This is a genomic window from Streptomyces sp. NPDC006140, assembly GCF_040628815.1.
GTDB lineage: Bacteria > Actinomycetota > Actinomycetes > Streptomycetales > Streptomycetaceae > Streptomyces.
This window is the reverse complement of sequence record NZ_JBEXTS010000003.1, coordinates 361,922-378,801: the sequence shown is the minus strand read 5'-3', so window position 1 is coordinate 378,801 and position 16,880 is coordinate 361,922. Positions and strand designations below refer to the sequence as shown.

Here is a 16,880-nt window from a genome sequence, read left to right as displayed (position 1 = left end):
TGGATCGCCCCGGACGTCGTGGGCCCGGGGTCCGTACAGTGCGTTGGCCCGCACCACCCTTGTGACGCGGCACAGACCAAGGCAGCACCTTCCCACACGGATCCGGTCGCATACGGTGGCCCACGTCACAGAGCGTCACTTCTCACAAGGTCCACTTCGGATGCGCACAGAGGCCGTCCACCGTTCACGGCACGGTCACCCAGGGGTGCCGGTGAGGTTTCACAGCACTGGTGAGACAGCGATACTGCTGCACATGACGACCGAGACCGAGCAGCCGACCCTCACGATCGACGAGCTGGCCGCCCGGGCCGGTGTCACGGTGCGTACGGTCCGCTTCTACGGCACCAAGGGGCTGCTGCCCCCGCCGGTGCTCGGTCCCCGGCGCGTGGGGCACTACGGGCGGGAGCACCTGGCCCGGCTCGCCCTGATCGAGGAGTTGCAGCAGCAGGGCATGACGCTGGCGGGCATCGAGCGTTATCTGCGGCAGTTGCCGCCGGACCTGAGCGCGCACGACCTGGCCATCCACCGGGCCGTGGTGGCGTCCTGGGCACCGGATGCCGTCGGGACGGTCACGCGGGAGGAGCTGGAGCGGCGGGCCGGACGGCCGCTCGGCGAGGAGGACGTCGAGCGGCTCGTCGCGATGGGCGTGGTCCGGCCCGTGGAGGACGGCTACGAGGCCGATCTCGGTCTGCTCCGGCTGGGCGTCGGCCTGCTGGACGTGCCGCTCTCGCAGGAGGCGATCTCCGCGGCGCGCACGGTTCTCGTCGAACACACGCGCGCAGCGGCCCGTGAACTCTCCCAGCTCTTCCGCGGCGAGGTGGCGGAGCGTGACGCCCGGGACGTGCGGTCCCTGTCCGCGCACATGCACCCGCTGGTGGTGCAGGCGCTCCTCACCGCATTCCAGCGGTCGTTGAAGGAAGAGCTGGGCGAGTGGCTGACCGGGCCTTCGGAAGGGTCAGCCGCGGGCTGAGTCGCTGAACCGCTCCCCCTTCTCCGCCTTCTCCACCAGCAGCGCGGGCGGCGTGAACCGGTCGCCGTAGCGCTCGGCGAGTTCCCGCGCGCGGGCCACGAACCCGGGCAGGCCCCCCTCGTAGCCGTTGATGTACTGGAGCACGCCGCCGGTCCAGCCGGGGAAGCCGATGCCGAAGATCGAGCCGATGTTGGCGTCGGCGACGGAGGTCAGCACGCCCTCCTCCAGCAGCCGGACGGTGTCCAGCGCCTCGGAGAACAGCATGCGTTCCTGCATGTCCCGGAACGGGATCCGGTACCCGGGCTTGGTGAAGTGCTCGCGCAGGCCCGGCCAGAGTCCGGCGCGCCTGCCGTCCTCGTCGTAGTCGTAGAAGCCGGCGCCGCCGCTGCGGCCCGTGCGGCCGAACTCGTCGACCATGCGGTCGATGACGGCCTCGGCGGGGTGGGGCGTCCAGGTGCCGCCGGCCTCCTCCACCGCCCGCTTCGTCTCGGCCCGGATCTTGCGGGGCAGGGTCAGCGTCAGCTCGTCCATCAGGGACAGCACCTTGGCCGGGTAGCCGGCCTGCGCGGCGGCCTGTTCGACCGAGGCGGGCTCGACGCCCTCGCCGACCATGGCGACGCCCTCGTTGATGAAGTGGCCGATGACGCGGGAGGTGAAGAAGCCGCGCGAGTCGTTGACGACGATCGGCGTCTTGTTGATCTGCCGCACCAGGTCGAAGGCGCGGGCGAGGGCCTCCTCGCCCGTCCGCTCGCCCTTGATGATCTCGACGAGCGGCATCTTGTCGACCGGCGAGAAGAAGTGCAGCCCGATGAAGTCGGCCTGGCGCTCGACGCCTTCGGCGAGGGCGGTGATGGGCAGGGTGGAGGTGTTGGAGCACAGCAGCGCGTCGGGCGCCACGACGTCCTGGATCTCCTGGAAGACCTTGTGCTTGAGGGACGTGTCCTCGAACACGGCCTCGATGACGGCGTCGCAGCCGGCCAGGTCCTGGACCTCGGCCGTGGGCGTGATGCGGGCGAGCAGCGCGTCCGCCTTCTCCTGCGTCGTCCGGCCCTTGGCGACGGCCTTGGCGCACAGCTTCTCGGAGTAGCCCTTGCCCTTGACGGCCGCCTCCAGGGACACGTCCTTCAGGACGACGTCGATGCCGGCGCGGGCGCAGGAGTAGGCGATGCCCGCGCCCATCATCCCGGCGCCGAGGACGGCGACCTTGCGGACCTGGCGCGACTCGATCCCCTTGGGGCGGTTCGCGCCGGAGTTGACGGCCTGGAGGTCGAAGAAGAAGGCCTGGATCATGTTCTTCGACGTCTGCCCGGCGGCGAGTTCCACGAAGTAGCGCGCCTCGATGACCTGGGCGGTCTCGAAGTCGACCTGGGAGCCCTCGACGGCCGCGGCGAGGATGTTGCGCGGGGCCGGGTAGGGGGCGCCGTTCGTCTGCTTGCGCAGGGTGGCCGGGAAGGCGGGCAGGTTCGCGGCGAACTTGGGGTTGGCCGGCGTGCCGCCCGGGATGCGGTAGCCCGGCTTGTCCCAGGGCTGGTGGGACTCGGGGTGGGCGTCGATGAACGCCCGGGCCTTGGCGAGCATGTCCTCCTGGCTGTCGGCCACCTCGTCGACGAGGCCGTTCTCCAGGGCGCGGCGCGGGCTGTACTGCGTGCCCTGGAGGAGGACCTTCAGCAGGGCGTCGGCGATGCCGAGCAGGCGGACGGTACGCACGACGCCGCCGCCTCCGGGCAGCAGGCCGAGGGTGACCTCGGGGCAGCCGATCTTGGAGCCGGGCGCCTCGAGGGCGACGCGGTGGTGGCAGGCCAGGGCGATCTCGTAACCGCCGCCCAGGGCAGCGCCGTTGAGGGCGGCGACGACGGGCTTGCCGAGGGTCTCGATGCGGCGCAGGTTCCGTTTGATCGCCATGCCGCCGTCGAACAGCTCCTGCGCGGTCTCGGGCGTGACGCGGATCAGGTCGCGCAGGTCACCGCCGGCGAAGAAGGTCTTCTTGGCCGAGGTGATGATGACGCCCCGGATGGTGTCCTTCTCGGCCTCCAGGCGGTCGGTGACGGCGGCGAGGGAGTCGCGGAACGCCTGGTTCATGGTGTTCGCGGACTGGTTCGGGTCGTCGATGACCAGGGTGACGAGGCCGGTGCGGTCCTGTTCCCAGCGGATGGTGGTGGACTCAGTGCTCATGTGGAGGTGCTCCGTGTGATCCGTCGGGAGGGGGTCAGATGCGCTCGACGATCGTGGCGACGCCCATGCCGCCGCCGACGCACAGCGTGGCGAGGCCGTAGCGCTTGTCCTGGCGCTCCAGTTCGTCGACGAGGGTGCCGAGGATCATCGCGCCGGTGGCGCCGAGGGGGTGGCCGAGCGCGATGGCGCCGCCGTTGACGTTGACCTTGTCCAGGGACAGGCCCATGTCCTTCACGAACCGCAGTACGACCGCCGCGAACGCCTCGTTGATCTCGACGAGGTCGATGTCGTCGATGGTGAGTCCGGCTTTGGCGAGGGCCTTGCGGGTGGCGGGGGCGGGGCCGGTGAGCATGATGGTCGGCTCGGAGCCGGAGACGGCGGCGGAGACGATCCGCGCGCGGGGCGTGAGGCCGTAGCGCTCGCCGACCTCCTTGGAGCCGATCGCGACGAGCGAGGCGCCGTCGACGATGCCGGAGGAGTTGCCCGCGTGGTGGACGTGGTCGATCTTCTCCACCCAGTGGTACTGCTGGAGCGCGACCGCGTCGAAGCCGCCGAGTTCGCCGATGTCCGCGAAGGACGGCTTCAGCTTGGCGAGGGAGTCGGCGGTGGTGCCGGGGCGCAGGTGCTCGTCGTGGTCGAGGACGACGAGGCCGCTGCGGTCCTTGACGGGGACGACGGACTTGTCGAAGCGCCCCTCCTTCCAGGCCGTGGCCGCCCGCTCCTGGGAGAGCGCCGCGTACTCGTCGACGTCCCTGCGGGAGAAGCCCTCGATGGTGGCGATGAGGTCGGCGCCGATGCCCTGCGGCACGAAGTTGACCTGGAGGTTGGTCATCGGGTCGTTGAACCAGGCGCCGCCGTCGGAGGCCATCGGCACCCGGGACATCGACTCGACGCCACCGGCGAGGACGAGGTCCTCCCAGCCGGAACGCACCTTGGCGGCGGCCAGGTTGACGGCCTCCAGGCCCGAGGCACAGAAGCGGTTCTCCTGGACGCCGGCGACCGTGTCGGGCAGCCCCGCGGCGATGGCGGCGATCCGGGCGATGTCGGAGCCCTGGTCGCCGACCGGTCCGACGACGCCGAGGACGATGTCGTCGACGGCGGCCGGGTCCAGGCCCGGGAAGCGGGCGCGGATCTCGTGGATGAGCCCGACGACCAGGTCGATGGGCTTGGTGCCGTGCAGGGCGCCATTGGCCTTGCCGCGCCCGCGCGGGGTGCGGATCGCGTCGTAGACGTACGCTTCGGTGCTCACGAGGAGGCCTTTCGCTGAGGGGTGCGGGGCGCGGAGAGGAGCCCGGGGACGTCCCAGTCCCGGGCGATGTCCGCGGTGTCGGCGCCCGGCCGGGCCGGGCCGCTGCGGACGGAGGTCGGGGTCGCGGAGAAGCGGGGGGCGGGGGCGGGCTGGGTGAGGCCGCCGTGGTCGGTGAAGGTGCCGCGGGCGGCCAGGTGCGGGTGGTGCGGGGCCTCGCGCAGCGACAGCACGGGCGCCACGCACGCGTCGGAGCCGTCGAAGACGGCCGTCCACTCGTCCCTCGTGCGGGTCTTGAAGCGGGCGGCGACCTCTTCACGCAGGTGGTCCCAGCGGGTGACGTCCTTGCGGGCCCCGGCCCGGTCCTCGATGCCGAGGAGGGCGAGGAACTCCGCGTAGAACTGCGGTTCGAGGGCGCCCACGGCCATGTACCTGCCGTCGGCCGTCTCGTACGTGCCGTAGTACGGGCAGCCGCCGTCCAGGAGGTTGGCGCCGCGCCGGTCCTGCCAGCCGCCGGCGGCGAGCATGCCGTGGATCATCGCGGCGAGGTGGGCGGTGCCGTCGACGATGGCGGCGTCGACGACCTGGCCGGAGCCGGTCGCCCGCGCGTGGTGGAGGGCGGCGAGGACGCCGACGACCAGGTAGAGGGAGCCGCCCGCGTAGTCGCCGAGCAGGTTGGCGGGGACCGGCGGCGGCTCGTCCGGCCGGCCGATCATGCCGAGGACGCCGGTGGGGGCGAGGTACGCGATGTCGTGCCCGGCGCGGTGGGCCAGCGGGCCGTCCTGGCCCCAGCCGGTCATCCGGCCGTAGACGAGGCGCGGGTTGCGGGCGCGGCAGTCCTCGGGGCCGACGCCGAGGCGCTCGGCGACGCCGGGGCGGTAGCCCTCGATCAGGATGTCGGCGCGGGTGGCGAGGGCGAGCACCCGGTCCGGGCCGTCCGGGGACTTGAGGTCGACGACCACCGAGCGCTTGTTGCGGTTGGTGACGTCGTACGCCGGGTCGATCGCGAGGCCGGGGCCGCCGGGCCGGTCCACGCGGACGACATCGGCGCCGAGGTCGGCGAGGAGCATGGCGGCGAACGGGCCGGGCCCGATGCCGGACAGCTCGACGACGCGCACGCCGGTGAGCGGGCCGTCGGCGCCAGGGCCGTCGTGCCGTGGCGTCCTTGCCGTGGTCATCCAGCCCCCAGTGCTGTGACACAACTGATGTAACACCAGCGATGTTAAGAACACGTTCCAGTCGGCACAAGACCAGAACGAGCAAGCGCTTAGCAATCTGCCGGACGAAGTCAGGGCGCGTCCAGCTCCGCCGTCAGCCGCTTCGGCGCGATCACCCGGTAGCTCTCCTCCACCCAGTCGCAGAGCACCTCCGCGGCCGGGGCGCCCGGCTGCTCCAGGGGGATGCTCACCCAGCCGGCCTTTCCCAGGCCGTATCCGGCGGGCTCGGCGCCGGGGCACGCCAGCGCGTGCGCGTGGGCCGTCTCGTCGGTGAGCTTCACCGTCACCCCCAAGGGGTAACTGCCGTCCTGGACACCGAGGAAGACGAACACCTTCTTGTTGACCTTCGCGACGGACTCGCCCCACGGGAACTCCTCGACCGCGCCCGGCAACCCCAGGGCGAACGCGCGCACTTTCTCCCACTTCTTCAGGGCATTCCTGGGCACGGCCATCGTCGTCCTCCGGGCTCGTCGTCGGGCTCCGCACTCCTCACGCTAGCCTCGGCCACCGACAGCGGCACGGGCTGCACGACCGAGGGGTGTCATGAGCAGGCAAAACGGGACGGACCGTCCGTACGACATCGTGCTCTTCGGAGCCACCAGCTTCGCCGGAGCGCTCACCGCGGAGTACCTCGCAGCCCACGCGCCCGAGGGGCTGCGCTGGGCGATCGCGGGCCGGAGCGAGGAGAAACTGCGGCGGCTGCGGGAGGGTCTGCCCGGTGACGCGGAGGTCGGCGTGCTGCGGGCGGACGTGTCCGACCCGGCCTCGCTGCGCGCCCTGGCCGAGCACGCGCGCGTGGTGGCCACGACGGTCGGCCCGTACGTCACGTACGGCGAGGCGCTGGTCGCCGCCTGCGCGGACGCCGGGACGGACTACCTCGACCTGTGCGGCGAGCCCGAGTTCGTGGACCTGATGTACGTCCGGCACGACGCACGCGCGCGGGAGACCGGGGCGCGGCTGGTGCACGCCGCCGGGTTCGACTCGGTCCCGCACGACCTCGGGGTGTACTTCACCGTGCGGCAGCTGCCGGAGGACGTGCCGCTGAGCGTCGAGGGCTTCGTGACCGCCGACGCGGCGTTCTCGGGCGGCACCTTCGCCTCGGCCCTCAACCAGTTCGCGCGGCAGCGGGAGATGGCGGCGGCCGCACGGGACCGGCGGCGGCACGAGCCGCGGCTGGTGGGCCGGCGGGCGTCGGCGCCGCTCGGCGCTCCGCGGTTCGCCGAGGAGGTCGGCGCGTGGGCGCTGCCGATGCCGACCATCGACCCGCAGATCGTGCGGCGTTCGGCGGCGGCGCTGGAGCGGTACGGGCCCGACTTCCGGTACCGGCAGTACGCGGCCGTGCGGCGGCTGCCCGTCGCGGTGGGCGGGGTCGCGGCCGTCGGCGCGCTGGTCGCGGCGGCGCAGGTGCCGCCCGCGCGGCGGTGGCTGTCCGGCCGTCTCAAGCCCGGCGACGGGCCGAGCCCGGAGAAGCGGGCGAAGAGCTGGTTCTCCGTGCGTTTCGTGGGCGAGGGCGGCGGCCGGCGCGTGTACACGGAGGTCTCGGGCGGCGACCCCGGGTACGGCGAGACGGCGAAGATGCTCGCCGAGTCGGCGCTCTGCCTGGCCTTCGACGACCTGCCGAAGACGGCGGGTCAGGTCACCACGGCGGTGGCGATGGGCGACGCGCTGACCGGCCGGCTGCAGGCGGCGGGGGTCCGCTTCCGCGTCGCGGCGGCCCGCTGAGGGCCGCCCCGTGGCCTACAGCGGCCACTCGGCGATGGTGTAGATCATCCCGGCGATCCAGCCGAGTCCCGCCAGCACGGCGAGGATCAGTCCGATGGTGACGGCCCGCTCGACCGCCTGGGTCGGGCCGGCAACGGGCTTGGGTGCGCGGTGCGTTGTCATGACCCCAGCCTGCCGACGGGGGCGGCGGCCGGGCATCCGTACAGGTACTCAGAGCCGCTACTCAGCTCACGCCGCCCGCTCGCGACACTGGGCCTCCCCGGTTTGAGACTTTTGGCGTCCCAGGCCGGGCGGCTGCGCGGAAAGTCCCAACAAGGACTTCAATGAAACCATTGAAGGCATGAAGTTCCTTCTGGAAGTCACCATGGACGACGCCGCGTTGGCGAAGGACCCGGCGGGCGAGCTGGGCCGGATTCTGAGGTACTGGGGCGGCAATCTGCGTCACTACGCGCTCGAACCCGGGGACGGGTCGGTCGTGTACGACTCGGAGTACCGCGAGGTGGGCCGCTGGCGGGTGGAGGGTCAGACGGAGTAGGTCTCCCGCAGTGCCTTCCGGCAGAGTGCGTCCGCCCTGCGTGTGGTCTCCGGGAGGCGGTACCTGGGGGTCAGGGCGAGGGTGTGGGCGCAGGCGTTCGGCAGGGTCACGCGGTGGCCCACGGAGACGAAGACCGGCTTGACGGCGTCCCGGGTGCGCAGGGCGCGGCCGACCTCCTCGGTGCCGGCGAGCAGCGGGGAGCTGCTGCCGCGCGGGGTGTCCGGGTCGTCGTAGGTGAAGGTGAACGGGTTCTTCGCGACGCCGATCGTGGGCAGGCCGGTCAGCACGCCGAGGTGGCCGGCCAGGCCGAAGCGGCGGGGATGCGCGAGGCCGTAGCCGTCGCAGACGACCAGGCCGGGCGGGCACGGCAGGGCGTCGAGCGCGGCGAGGACGGCGGGGAGTTCGCGGAAGGCGAGCAGTCCGGGCACGTAGGGGAAGGAGACCCGGCCCACCGCCGTGGCCTCGGCGACGACGTCGAGGCTCGACGCGTCCAGCACGACCGCTGCCGCCGCCACGACGTCCCGTTCGTCGTCGTAGGCGACGTCGACCCCGGTCACACGGCCCGTGCCGGGCGGCGGTCCGGGTTCGTCGAGGATCAGGCGGGTGCGCAGTTCGTCCTGGACGGCGCGGGCCTCTTCCTCGGTGGCGGGCCAGTCTTCGGGGATGCGTACGGTCGTCATGGTGGTCCCGAGCCTACGGGCAGCACGAAGGCCGGCGGGTCAGGGAGTCCCGCCGGCCTTCTCGGGCCGTGTGCCTCACTTGCCCAGTGCGCGCTGCAACTGGCTCTTGTTCATGCTGGAACGGCCCTCGACGCCCTTGCGCTTGGCCTCCTGGTAGAGCTGGTCGTAGGTGGGGCCCTGGGAGCCCTGCCCGGACCGCTGCCCGCCGCGCTTGCCGGACGACATGTCCTTCGTGGAGGTGCGGCTCGCCGTCTTCGACTCGCCGGAGCGGGCGCGCTCCTTGTTCACCGTCCGCGAGGCGATCTCCTTGGCGCGGCCGGTGCTCTCGCCCCGGTCCTGCGCACTCTTCTTGATGTGCTCGTACTGGCGCTCCCGCTTGGAGCTCGAACCGCGTGGCATGACCGCTCACTTCCTTTCAGCTTCAGTGAACGAGTACCCACACTGCCAACAATCAGGGCATACCGCGCGCTCACTGCTCCAGGCGGGCAACGCGCCCCTGCTCACCGGCGGCCCAGCAGCCGTGGTCCGGGGTGCAGTCGACGGTGTCGTAGGAGCCCGGGTCGACCGTCCGCCAGGTGCGGCCGCCGTCCGTGGTGAGGTCGGTGCCGGTGGGGCCGACGGCGAGGGCGGCCGTGCGGCTGTGCGGGAGCCAGGCCACGCCGGAGCGGTAGGCGGTCGGGGGCGTGGCGACGGGGCGCCAGGCGCGGCCGCCGTCGGCGGTGCGCGCGGCGGCCCGGGGTGAGGGCTGGTCGGGACGGAAGTCGCCGCCGACGGCGAGACCGTGGGTGCGGTCGCGGAAGGCCAGCGCGAAGACGCCGCGCGCCGGGTCGCCCGCCGGGAGGGGCGTGTCGGCGGCCGTCCAGGTGTGTCCCCGGTCGGCGGAGTGCAGGACACGCGCGCGTGCGGCCCCGCCGGTGGCGAGCCAGACGTCCTTCGGCCCGGACGTCACCAGGCACTGGCCGCTCGCCGCGAATCCGGCCTCGCCCTCCTGCGCGGCCGGCATGCCCTCGCTCGGCAGCACCGTCCAGGTGCGGCCGCCGTCGCCGGTCGACAGGATGCGGAACCTGCCGTCCACCGGGTCGCTCATCGCGAGGCCGTGGCGGTGGTCGAAGAACGCCATGCAGTCGTAGAAGGCCTTCGGGTCGGTGTTGCGGAAGGTCTCCGTCCAGGTCGCTCCGCCGTCGTCGGTGCGGTACACGCGGGACGCCTCACCCTCGCCGATGGCCAGGACGACGGCCCGGCGCGCGTCGAACGCCTCGACGTCCCGGAACTGCACCTCCCCCGCGCCCGGGGGCGAGACGTTCCGCCAGGTCGTGCCGCCGTCCGTGGTGCGCAGGACGGTGCCGCCGGTCCCGGCGGCCCAGGCGGTGTTCCGGCTGACGGCGGCCAGGCCGCGGAACCGTACGTCCGGGGTGCCGGTGTCCGTCAGCTGCCAGTGCGGCACCCGGCGCTCCGGCTCGTGCGCCTGTGCCGGTACGGCGGTCAGGGCCGCGAGCGCGACCAGTGCCGCCGCGCCCGCGGCCACTCCGGTCGCCCTGCTCCGTGTCCGTCCCGTCGGTCGCGTGCTCCCCAAGCGCCTCATGGCCGGGGAAGCTAGCCCACCCCGAGGGTGCCGTCCAGATGGCCTCACCGTGCCCCGGGGGATGCCACAAGTGCCCGGCGAGGCGCAGGAGGAGAGCCATGTCACTCCCGTGCATGAACGCGGTGACAGAGGTCACTCGCTTTTCGTGTGCACGGATTGGCTGATTCCGTCGTCTCTTCCATTGCCCGGCCTCATCCGCCCGGAAGTGTCCGTCGCCGTCACAAGGGAGCAAGGCGTTGTCCATCGTCATCGAGCAGCCCGTGGAGGCCCGCCTCGTCGCCGCCGCGCCGCGTATGCCGAGCATTCCCGCGACGCTGCACTACGACCGGCGTGACCCGTTCGCCGTCCGCATGACCTTCCCCGCCCCGGCCACGCTGGAGGGCGTCGAGGTCTGCTGGACCTTCTCCCGCGAGCTGCTCGTCGCGGGTCTGAAGGCCCCCGACGGTCATGGCGACGTGCGGGTGCGGCCGTACGGGTACGACCGTACGGTGCTGGAGTTCCACGCCCCGGAGGGCACCGCCGTGGTGCACGTCCGCTCCAGCGAGGTGCGCCGGTTCCTGGAGGCCACGAGCGAACTCGTGCCGGTCGGCCTGGAGCACCTCCAGCTGGATCTGGACCACGACCTCGCCGAGCTGATGCGCGACGCGTGCTGAGCTGACCGCTCCCGGGGCGGGGCCGGGGTCAGGGCGACGCGGATGCCGCCATCGCCGCGGACACCGCCGCGCGCACCTCGCGCACGATCTTCGCCAGGCCGGGTGACGCCGCCCCCGCCCGCTCGGTCAGCTCCTCGACGCGCTGCTCGCGGGCGGCGAGGTCCTGGCCGAGGAGGTCCGCCGCGGCGGCGAGGGCGGCCACCGCGGCGTCCCGCTCGGAGACCCCGGCGACCGGTGACGGTCCCAGGAGGACCTGCCGCGTCTCCTCCCGCAGCGCGTCCACGACGGCGACGCGCTCCAGTGCGTACTCCACGGACGGGAACACGCCGAGGACCCGCTTCTTCTCCGCCCGCAGCCACCCCTCGGCCACCAGTTGCTCGCGCACGGCGTCGAGGGTGACCCGCGCCCGCAGCGTCACCCAGGTCCGCCAGGGGTGCGGACACGACTCGCGGACCAGCTCCAGCAGCCCGTCGAGGACCGCGTCACCCGCGACCGCGTCCAGGTCGACCGGCGTGGCGATGCCGTCCTCGTCGGTGAGCAGGCCGCGCTGGGCCAGTTCGGTGAGGGCACCGGCCCGCACCAGATCGGACAGCCGGGCGGTGGCCGTCGGCCGGGCGGTGGCCGTCGGCCGCGCGGCGTCCCAGGCCAGCAGGCAGAGCCGGGCCGGCAGCGAGAGCGGGCCGTGGGGCACGGGGCCTCCTCGGGGCGGGGAGATCGGGCTTCACGTTAATCCGTTGACAGGCTCCAGGCCCGCTCCTACGGTGTACAGCGGTCCTGTTGCCGCCGATTGGAGAAGGACGTTGCTCGTCTGAGGTCCTGAGACACCGCCTCACACCGGTCCGGTGTGTGCGCCGCGTGCGACCTCGGCGATCGAGCCGTCCTCCGGTACAGGGCTTTTCTCATGCCCGTGGAGCCTCTCCGTCCTGGTCGCAGGTGTCTCGAAACGCGTTTGCCCCCGACCGCTTCGAGCAACCGCGAGTGAGGCCCCCATGGCTACATCCATCACTGTCACCTCCCTGTCGTTCACCTGGCCCGACGGCTCCCCCGTCTTCGAGGACCTGGACGTCGCGTTCGGCCCCGGCCGGACCGGCCTGGTCGGCGTCAACGGGTCCGGTAAATCGACCCTGTTGAAGCTGATCGCCGGTGAACTCGCCCCGGCCGACGGCACTGTCCGTGTGGCCGGCGAGGTCGGATACCTCCCGCAGAACGTCACCCTCGACACCACCCTCCGCGTCGACGAGGCGCTCGGCATCGCCGACAAGCGGGCGGCGCTGCACGCCATCGAGGCGGGCGACGTCTCCGAGGCGCGCTTCGAGACCGTCGGCGACGACTGGGACGTCGAGGAACGCGCCCTGGCCACCCTCGGCGAACTCGGCCTCGGGCACATCGAGTTGGACCGCACCATCGGCGAGGTCTCGGGCGGCGAGTCGGTCCTGCTGCGCCTGGCCGCGCTGCTGCTGCGCCGGCCCGACGTACTGCTGCTGGACGAGCCGACCAACAACCTCGACCTGTACGCCCGCAGGCGGCTGTACGCGGCCGTCCAGTCCTGGCCGGGCGTGCTGGTCGTCGTCAGCCACGACCGGGAACTGCTGGACCTCGTCGACCAGATCGCCGACCTGCGCTCCGGCGGGATCACCTGGTACGGCGGCAACTACTCCGCGTACGAGGAGGCCCTGGAGACCGAGCAGGAGGCGGCCGAGCGCATGGTCCGCGTCGCCGAGGCCGACTTCCGCCGGCAGAAGCGCGAACTGACCGACGCACAGGTGAAGTTGGCGCGCCGCAGGCGGTACGCGCAGAAGATGTACGACACCAAGCGCGAACCCCGGGCCGTCATGAAGCTCAGGAGCCGCGCGGCCCAGGTCTCGGCGGGCAAGCACCGGATCATGCACGAGGAGAAGCTCGCCGAGGCCCGGGAGCGGCTCGACGAGGCGGCGGAGGCCGTACGGGACGACGACGAGATCCGCGTCGACCTGCCGTTCACGGCCGTCCCGCCGGGGCGTACCGTCCTCACGCTCCAGGATCTCGGGCTCCGGTACGGCGCCCGGATCAAGGGCGGGCTCGAGCTGCGCGGCCCCGAGCGGGTCGCGCTGATCGGGCGCAACGGCGCGGGCAAGACCACGCTGCTGCGCACGATCGCCGGGGAGCTGCCGCCGGAGTCGGGCGAGGTGACGGCGCACGTCCCGCTGCGGTTCCTGCCGCAGCGGCTCGACGTCCTGGACGGGGAGCGGACGGTCGCCGAGAACGTGGCCCGGTTCGCGCCGGGCGCCACCAACAACCGGATCCGGGCGCGGCTGGCCCGCTTCCTGTTCCGGGGCGGCCGGGCCGACCAGCAGGCGTCGACGCTCTCCGGCGGCGAACGCTTCCGGGCGGCCCTGGCCGCGCTGATGCTGGCCGAGCCCGCGCCGCAGCTGCTCATGCTGGACGAGCCGACCAACAACCTCGACATGGCGAGCGTGCGGCAGCTGACCACGGCCCTGGAGTCCTACGAGGGGTCGCTGATCGTGGCCAGTCACGACCTGCCGTTCCTGGAGTCGGTCGGGATCACGCGCTGGCTGCTGCTGGAGGAGGGAGAACTGAAGGAAATCACGTCAGAAGCTGTCGGGTTTCCCGCCTAGCGTCGGGTGCATGCCCGCATTCATCACTCTGACCGGAGCCCGCGAGAACAACCTCAAGGACGTCACCCTCCGCATCCCGAAAGGCCGGCTGACCGTGTTCACCGGCGTTTCGGGGTCGGGGAAGTCGTCGGTCGTCTTCGACACGATCGCGGTGGAGTCGCAGCGCCAGCTGAACGAGACGTATCCGTGGTTCGTCCGCAACCGGCTGCCCAAGTTCGAGCGGCCGCACGCGGACGCCCTGGAGGACCTCACGCCCGCGATCGTCGTCGACCAGCGGCCGGTCGGCGGCCACTCCCGGTCGACGGTCGGCACCATGACGGACGTCTACTCGGTGATCCGCGTCCTGTTCTCCCGGCACGGCACACCGAGCGCCGGGCCGGCCACGGCGTACTCGTTCAACGACCCGTCGGGCATGTGCCCCGAGTGCGACGGACTGGGCCGGACGGTACGGCCCGACTGGGACCGCATCCTGGACCCGGACCGCTCGCTCGCCGACGGGGCGGTCCGCTTCCCGCCGTTCGCCGCAGGGACCTGGCAGGGCCAGGCGTACACCAACAGCTCCGACCTCGACCCGGACAAGCCGGTGGGGCGGTTCACCGCCGCCGAGCGGGAGTTCCTGATGCGCGGGCGGCCCGGCAGCAAGGTCACCGTCAACGGCAGCGGCGGCACCTGGACCACGGATTACGAGGGTCTCGCCGACCGCTTCGAGCGGCTGTACCTGAAGCGGGACCTGTCGGCCATGAGCCAGAAGACCCGCGACCTGGTCCGGGAGTTCCTGACGGAGGGCGTCTGCCCGGCCTGCCGGGGAGCACGGCTCAACGCGGCGGCGCTCGCCACCCGGATCGACGGCCGGTCGATCGCCGACTGCACGCGCATGCAGGTCACGGACCTGATCGCCGTGCTGAAGGGGATCGACGACCCGGTGGCCGGGCCGATCGCCGGGGCGGCCGTGGCGGCGCTGGAGCGCATCGAGGCGATCGGCCTCGGCTATCTGAGCCTGGACCGGGAGACGGCCACGCTCAGCGGCGGGGAGGGTCAGCGGCTGAAGACCGTGCGGCACCTGGGCTCCAGCCTGACCGGCATGACGTACATCTTCGACGAGCCGAGCGTCGGGCTGCACCCGCGCGACGTGGGCCGGCTCGGCGATCTGCTGCTGCGGCTGCGCGACAAGGGCAACACCGTGCTGGTCGTCGAGCACGACCCGGACGTCATCGCGCTGGCCGACCACGTCGTCGACATGGGGCCGGGCGCCGGAACCGGGGGCGGCACGGTGGTGTTCGAGGGGACGCCGGAGGAACTGGCCGCGTCGGACACGCTCACCGGTCGCTGTCTGCGCCGGCGTACGGCGGTCAAGGAGGAGGTGCGGCGGGCCACCGGCGAGCTGTGGGTGAAGGGCGCCGACCGGCACAACCTGCGCAACGTGACCGTGCGGTTCCCGACCGGTGTGCTCACGGCGGTCACCGGGGTCGCCGGGTCGGGGAAGAGCACCCTGGTCGGGGAGTTCACCGCTGCCCATGAGGAGGCCGTGGTCGTGGACCAGTCGTCGATCGGGATCTCGGGCCGGTCCACCCCGGCGACCTACCTGGGGATCATGGACACGGTACGGAAGGTCTTCGCCCGCGAGACCGGCGCCGAGGCGGGCCTGTTCAGCTTCAACTCCGGCGGCGCCTGCGGCACGTGCGAGGGCCGGGGCATCATCTACACCGACCTCGCCTTCATGGACCCGGTGACGACCACCTGCCACGACTGCGAGGGGCGGCGCTTCAAGGAGGAGGTGCTGCGGCTCACCGTCCGGGGCCGGTCCATCGCCGACGTCCTGGAGATGACGGCCGACCAGGCGCTCGGCTTCTTCGACGACTCGGGCGTAGGGCGCCGGCTGCGCGCCCTGCGGGACGTCGGGCTGACCTATCTGACGCTCGGTCAGCCTCTGTCCACGCTCTCCGGCGGTGAGCGGCAGCGCATCAAGCTGGCCACCCGACTGCACCGCACGGGCGCGGTCTACGTCCTCGACGAACCGACGACGGGCCTGCACATGGCGGACGTGGCGGGACTCGTCGACCTGCTGGACCGGCTGGTGGACGCGGGCAACACGGTCCTCGTCGTCGAACACAACCTGGACGTCGTCGCCCGGGCCGACTGGGTGATCGACCTCGGCCCGGACGGCGGCAGGGACGGCGGCGAGGTCGTCTTCGAAGGCACGCCGCGACAACTCCTCCAAACGCGGGGGTCGTTCACCGGGGAGCACCTGCGGCGGGCGGTCCGGGCGGACGTCAGCGTGCCGGGGTGAGTTCCCCGGTGAGCCGTACGCCCGGGTGAGCGCTGTTGCTGACGACGGCGAGGCGGGGACCGTGCGGATCAGGGTGCCACTGCCCGCCGACCAGAGGGAGGAGGGCGATGTTGGGGGTCGGCCCCCGTGTCCAGTCGAGGCGGCCGGCGATGGTGTCGAGGGCGGCGCCGGAGAGGGCCTGCGCGACGGAGGCCCGGTCGGTGGGGTCGTCCGCCACCGTGAGGGCGTGGTGGGCGGTCTCCAGCAGGGCGTGGGCGAGGCCGAGGGGCTGGAGCCAGGCGGCTCCGGTGTCCTGCTGGTAGGCGTGGGCGAGTTCGGCGCACGTGGTGCCGTCCAGGCCGGAGCGGTACGGGTGGTCGGGGCTCCAGTAGACGAGGGTGGCCACGCGGGCGTCGGCGAGCTCGCCGTGGACATCGGCGGCGGGAGTGGTGTGGGTGTGCGGGTAGGTCAGCCAGCGCGAGCAGGTGATCAGCCGCGGCCGCACCCCCGCCGCGCGGGCCTGGCGGTGGAAGAGGGCGAGGTCGGTGGCGGTGGCGGCGCTGGTGACGCGGTCGGCGCCGTGCTCGCGCAGCCGGTCGACCTGCGCGGTGAAGCCGTCGGCCGGTTCCCGGTAGGCGCCGAGGTCGGCCAGGGTGTGCCCGCGTGGGGACGTCACCGGGGCGAAGCCGTACCGGTCGTGGCGCAGCAGTTCCCCCTGCAGGTCGTCGTTCCACAGGCATCCGACGGTGCCTGCGCCGCCGACGCGTTCCCACAGGTCGGCGAAGACGGCGGCGATGTCGTCCAGCCCCCACGCGAAGTGGTACGTCCAGCGGAAACGGTGCCCGGGCCGGGCTCCGCGGGTGTGGACGTACGCCTGCCAGGGGAACGTGGTCGACACGCAGGGGACCCCGGCCTCCTCGCAGGCGTCCGCGACGGCGGGCAGGACCCGGGTTCCCGCCATGGTGAGCACCAGGTGCGCGCCGTCCGTCCCGGCCAGGTCCCGTACGGCCCGCCGGGCCGCGTCCGGGTCCGAGCGGCTGTCGCGCACGGCGACGGTGACGTCGTAGCGGCGGCCGCCGTTGCGGACGTGCGCCAGCCGGGGTGCGAGCCTGCGCAGGACGTACGACAACGGTGACCCGAGGGGGGCCAGCCGGCCCGTCAACGGCGCGACCACGCCCACACACAAGGAAGTCGACGGCACCGGGGCCCCTCTCTCTCCGCC

Annotated in this window: 16 protein-coding genes; 6 read left to right on the top strand and 10 right to left on the bottom strand. The window is 72.7% G+C overall.

The features are described from left to right. The first annotated feature begins 253 nt into the window (after window positions 1-253). Window positions 254-970: a MerR family transcriptional regulator gene (locus ABZ386_RS11150; protein ID WP_358964621.1), complete on the top strand. Its 717-nt coding sequence runs from the start codon at window positions 254-256 to the stop codon at window positions 968-970. Here ABZ386_RS11150 and ABZ386_RS11145 read toward each other — a convergent pair. The 4 genes from ABZ386_RS11145 to ABZ386_RS11130 form a co-directional block, all read right to left on the bottom strand. After that, window positions 956-3,142 carry a 3-hydroxyacyl-CoA dehydrogenase NAD-binding domain-containing protein gene (locus ABZ386_RS11145; protein ID WP_358964620.1) on the bottom strand — a complete coding sequence of 729 codons (2,187 nt, stop codon included), beginning with the start codon at window positions 3,140-3,142 and terminating at the stop codon, window positions 956-958. The genes ABZ386_RS11150 and ABZ386_RS11145 overlap by 15 nt on opposite strands. Window positions 3,143-3,176: 34 nt before the next feature. Further along, window positions 3,177-4,391, bottom strand: a complete 1,215-nt coding sequence (locus tag ABZ386_RS11140; RefSeq protein ID WP_351333849.1) for an acetyl-CoA C-acetyltransferase — start codon at window positions 4,389-4,391, stop codon at window positions 3,177-3,179. Further along, a complete protein-coding gene (locus tag ABZ386_RS11135; protein ID WP_358964619.1) occupies window positions 4,388-5,566 on the bottom strand; it encodes a CaiB/BaiF CoA-transferase family protein in 1,179 nt (392 codons plus the stop codon). The genes ABZ386_RS11140 and ABZ386_RS11135 overlap by 4 nt, the downstream gene beginning before the upstream one ends. Window positions 5,567-5,676: 110 nt before the next feature. Further along, a complete protein-coding gene (locus tag ABZ386_RS11130) occupies window positions 5,677-6,057 on the bottom strand; it encodes an MmcQ/YjbR family DNA-binding protein (RefSeq protein ID WP_355721822.1) in 381 nt (126 codons plus the stop codon). Between the two features lie 91 nt (window positions 6,058-6,148). Between ABZ386_RS11130 and ABZ386_RS11125 the strand changes: the two genes are divergently transcribed. Further along, entirely contained in the window at window positions 6,149-7,327 is a 1,179-nt protein-coding gene (locus ABZ386_RS11125) for a saccharopine dehydrogenase NADP-binding domain-containing protein (protein WP_358964618.1), read from the top strand. Window positions 7,328-7,342: 15 nt separating this feature from the next. Here the strand turns inward: ABZ386_RS11125 and ABZ386_RS11120 are convergent, their stop codons facing one another. Next, entirely contained in the window at window positions 7,343-7,489 is a 147-nt protein-coding gene (locus ABZ386_RS11120) for a hypothetical protein (RefSeq protein WP_198678349.1), read from the bottom strand. A 178-nt stretch (window positions 7,490-7,667) separates the two neighbouring features. Here ABZ386_RS11120 and ABZ386_RS11115 point away from each other — a divergent pair, with 178 nt between their 5' ends. Beyond that, on the top strand, window positions 7,668-7,862 hold the full coding sequence (locus tag ABZ386_RS11115; RefSeq protein WP_351333861.1) for a hypothetical protein: 195 nt from the start codon (window positions 7,668-7,670) through the stop codon (window positions 7,860-7,862). Here ABZ386_RS11115 and ABZ386_RS11110 read toward each other — a convergent pair. The 3 genes from ABZ386_RS11110 to ABZ386_RS11100 all read right to left on the bottom strand — a co-directional run bounded on the left by ABZ386_RS11110 (window position 7,850) and on the right by ABZ386_RS11100 (window position 10,124). Continuing rightward, window positions 7,850-8,542 (bottom strand): endonuclease V, encoded by a 693-nt coding sequence (locus ABZ386_RS11110; RefSeq protein WP_351333864.1) that lies wholly within the window; start codon window positions 8,540-8,542, stop codon window positions 7,850-7,852. The two genes, ABZ386_RS11115 and ABZ386_RS11110, sit on opposite strands and share 13 nt — an antisense overlap. Window positions 8,543-8,617: 75 nt before the next feature. Next, entirely contained in the window at window positions 8,618-8,941 is a 324-nt protein-coding gene (locus tag ABZ386_RS11105; RefSeq protein ID WP_114256531.1) for a plasmid stabilization protein, read from the bottom strand. A 70-nt stretch (window positions 8,942-9,011) separates the two neighbouring features. Further along, entirely contained in the window at window positions 9,012-10,124 is a 1,113-nt protein-coding gene (locus ABZ386_RS11100) for an oxidoreductase (RefSeq protein WP_356501716.1), read from the bottom strand. A 236-nt stretch (window positions 10,125-10,360) separates the two neighbouring features. On the opposite strand from ABZ386_RS11100, the gene ABZ386_RS11095 reads away from it, so the two are divergent. Next, window positions 10,361-10,777, top strand: coding sequence for an SsgA family sporulation/cell division regulator (locus ABZ386_RS11095; RefSeq protein WP_114256529.1), 417 nt, complete (start codon window positions 10,361-10,363; stop codon window positions 10,775-10,777). A gap of 28 nt (window positions 10,778-10,805) precedes the next feature. On the opposite strand, the gene ABZ386_RS11090 is transcribed toward ABZ386_RS11095, so the two are convergent. Further along, window positions 10,806-11,468: a GPP34 family phosphoprotein gene (locus ABZ386_RS11090; RefSeq protein ID WP_356501714.1), complete on the bottom strand. Its 663-nt coding sequence runs from the start codon at window positions 11,466-11,468 to the stop codon at window positions 10,806-10,808. A 298-nt stretch (window positions 11,469-11,766) separates the two neighbouring features. On the opposite strand from ABZ386_RS11090, the gene ABZ386_RS11085 reads away from it, so the two are divergent. Both ABZ386_RS11085 and ABZ386_RS11080 read left to right on the top strand, forming a co-directional pair. Continuing rightward, window positions 11,767-13,392, top strand: coding sequence for an ABC-F family ATP-binding cassette domain-containing protein (locus ABZ386_RS11085; RefSeq protein ID WP_356616679.1), 1,626 nt, complete (start codon window positions 11,767-11,769; stop codon window positions 13,390-13,392). A 10-nt stretch (window positions 13,393-13,402) separates the two neighbouring features. Continuing rightward, a complete protein-coding gene (locus ABZ386_RS11080; protein ID WP_356501712.1) occupies window positions 13,403-15,679 on the top strand; it encodes an excinuclease ABC subunit UvrA in 2,277 nt (758 codons plus the stop codon). Here the strand turns inward: ABZ386_RS11080 and ABZ386_RS11075 are convergent. Next, complete coding sequence (locus tag ABZ386_RS11075) at window positions 15,663-16,859, bottom strand: ABC transporter substrate-binding protein (protein WP_356501711.1); 1,197 nt, start codon at window positions 16,857-16,859, stop codon at window positions 15,663-15,665. The genes ABZ386_RS11080 and ABZ386_RS11075 overlap by 17 nt on opposite strands. Window positions 16,860-16,880 lie beyond the last annotated feature (21 nt).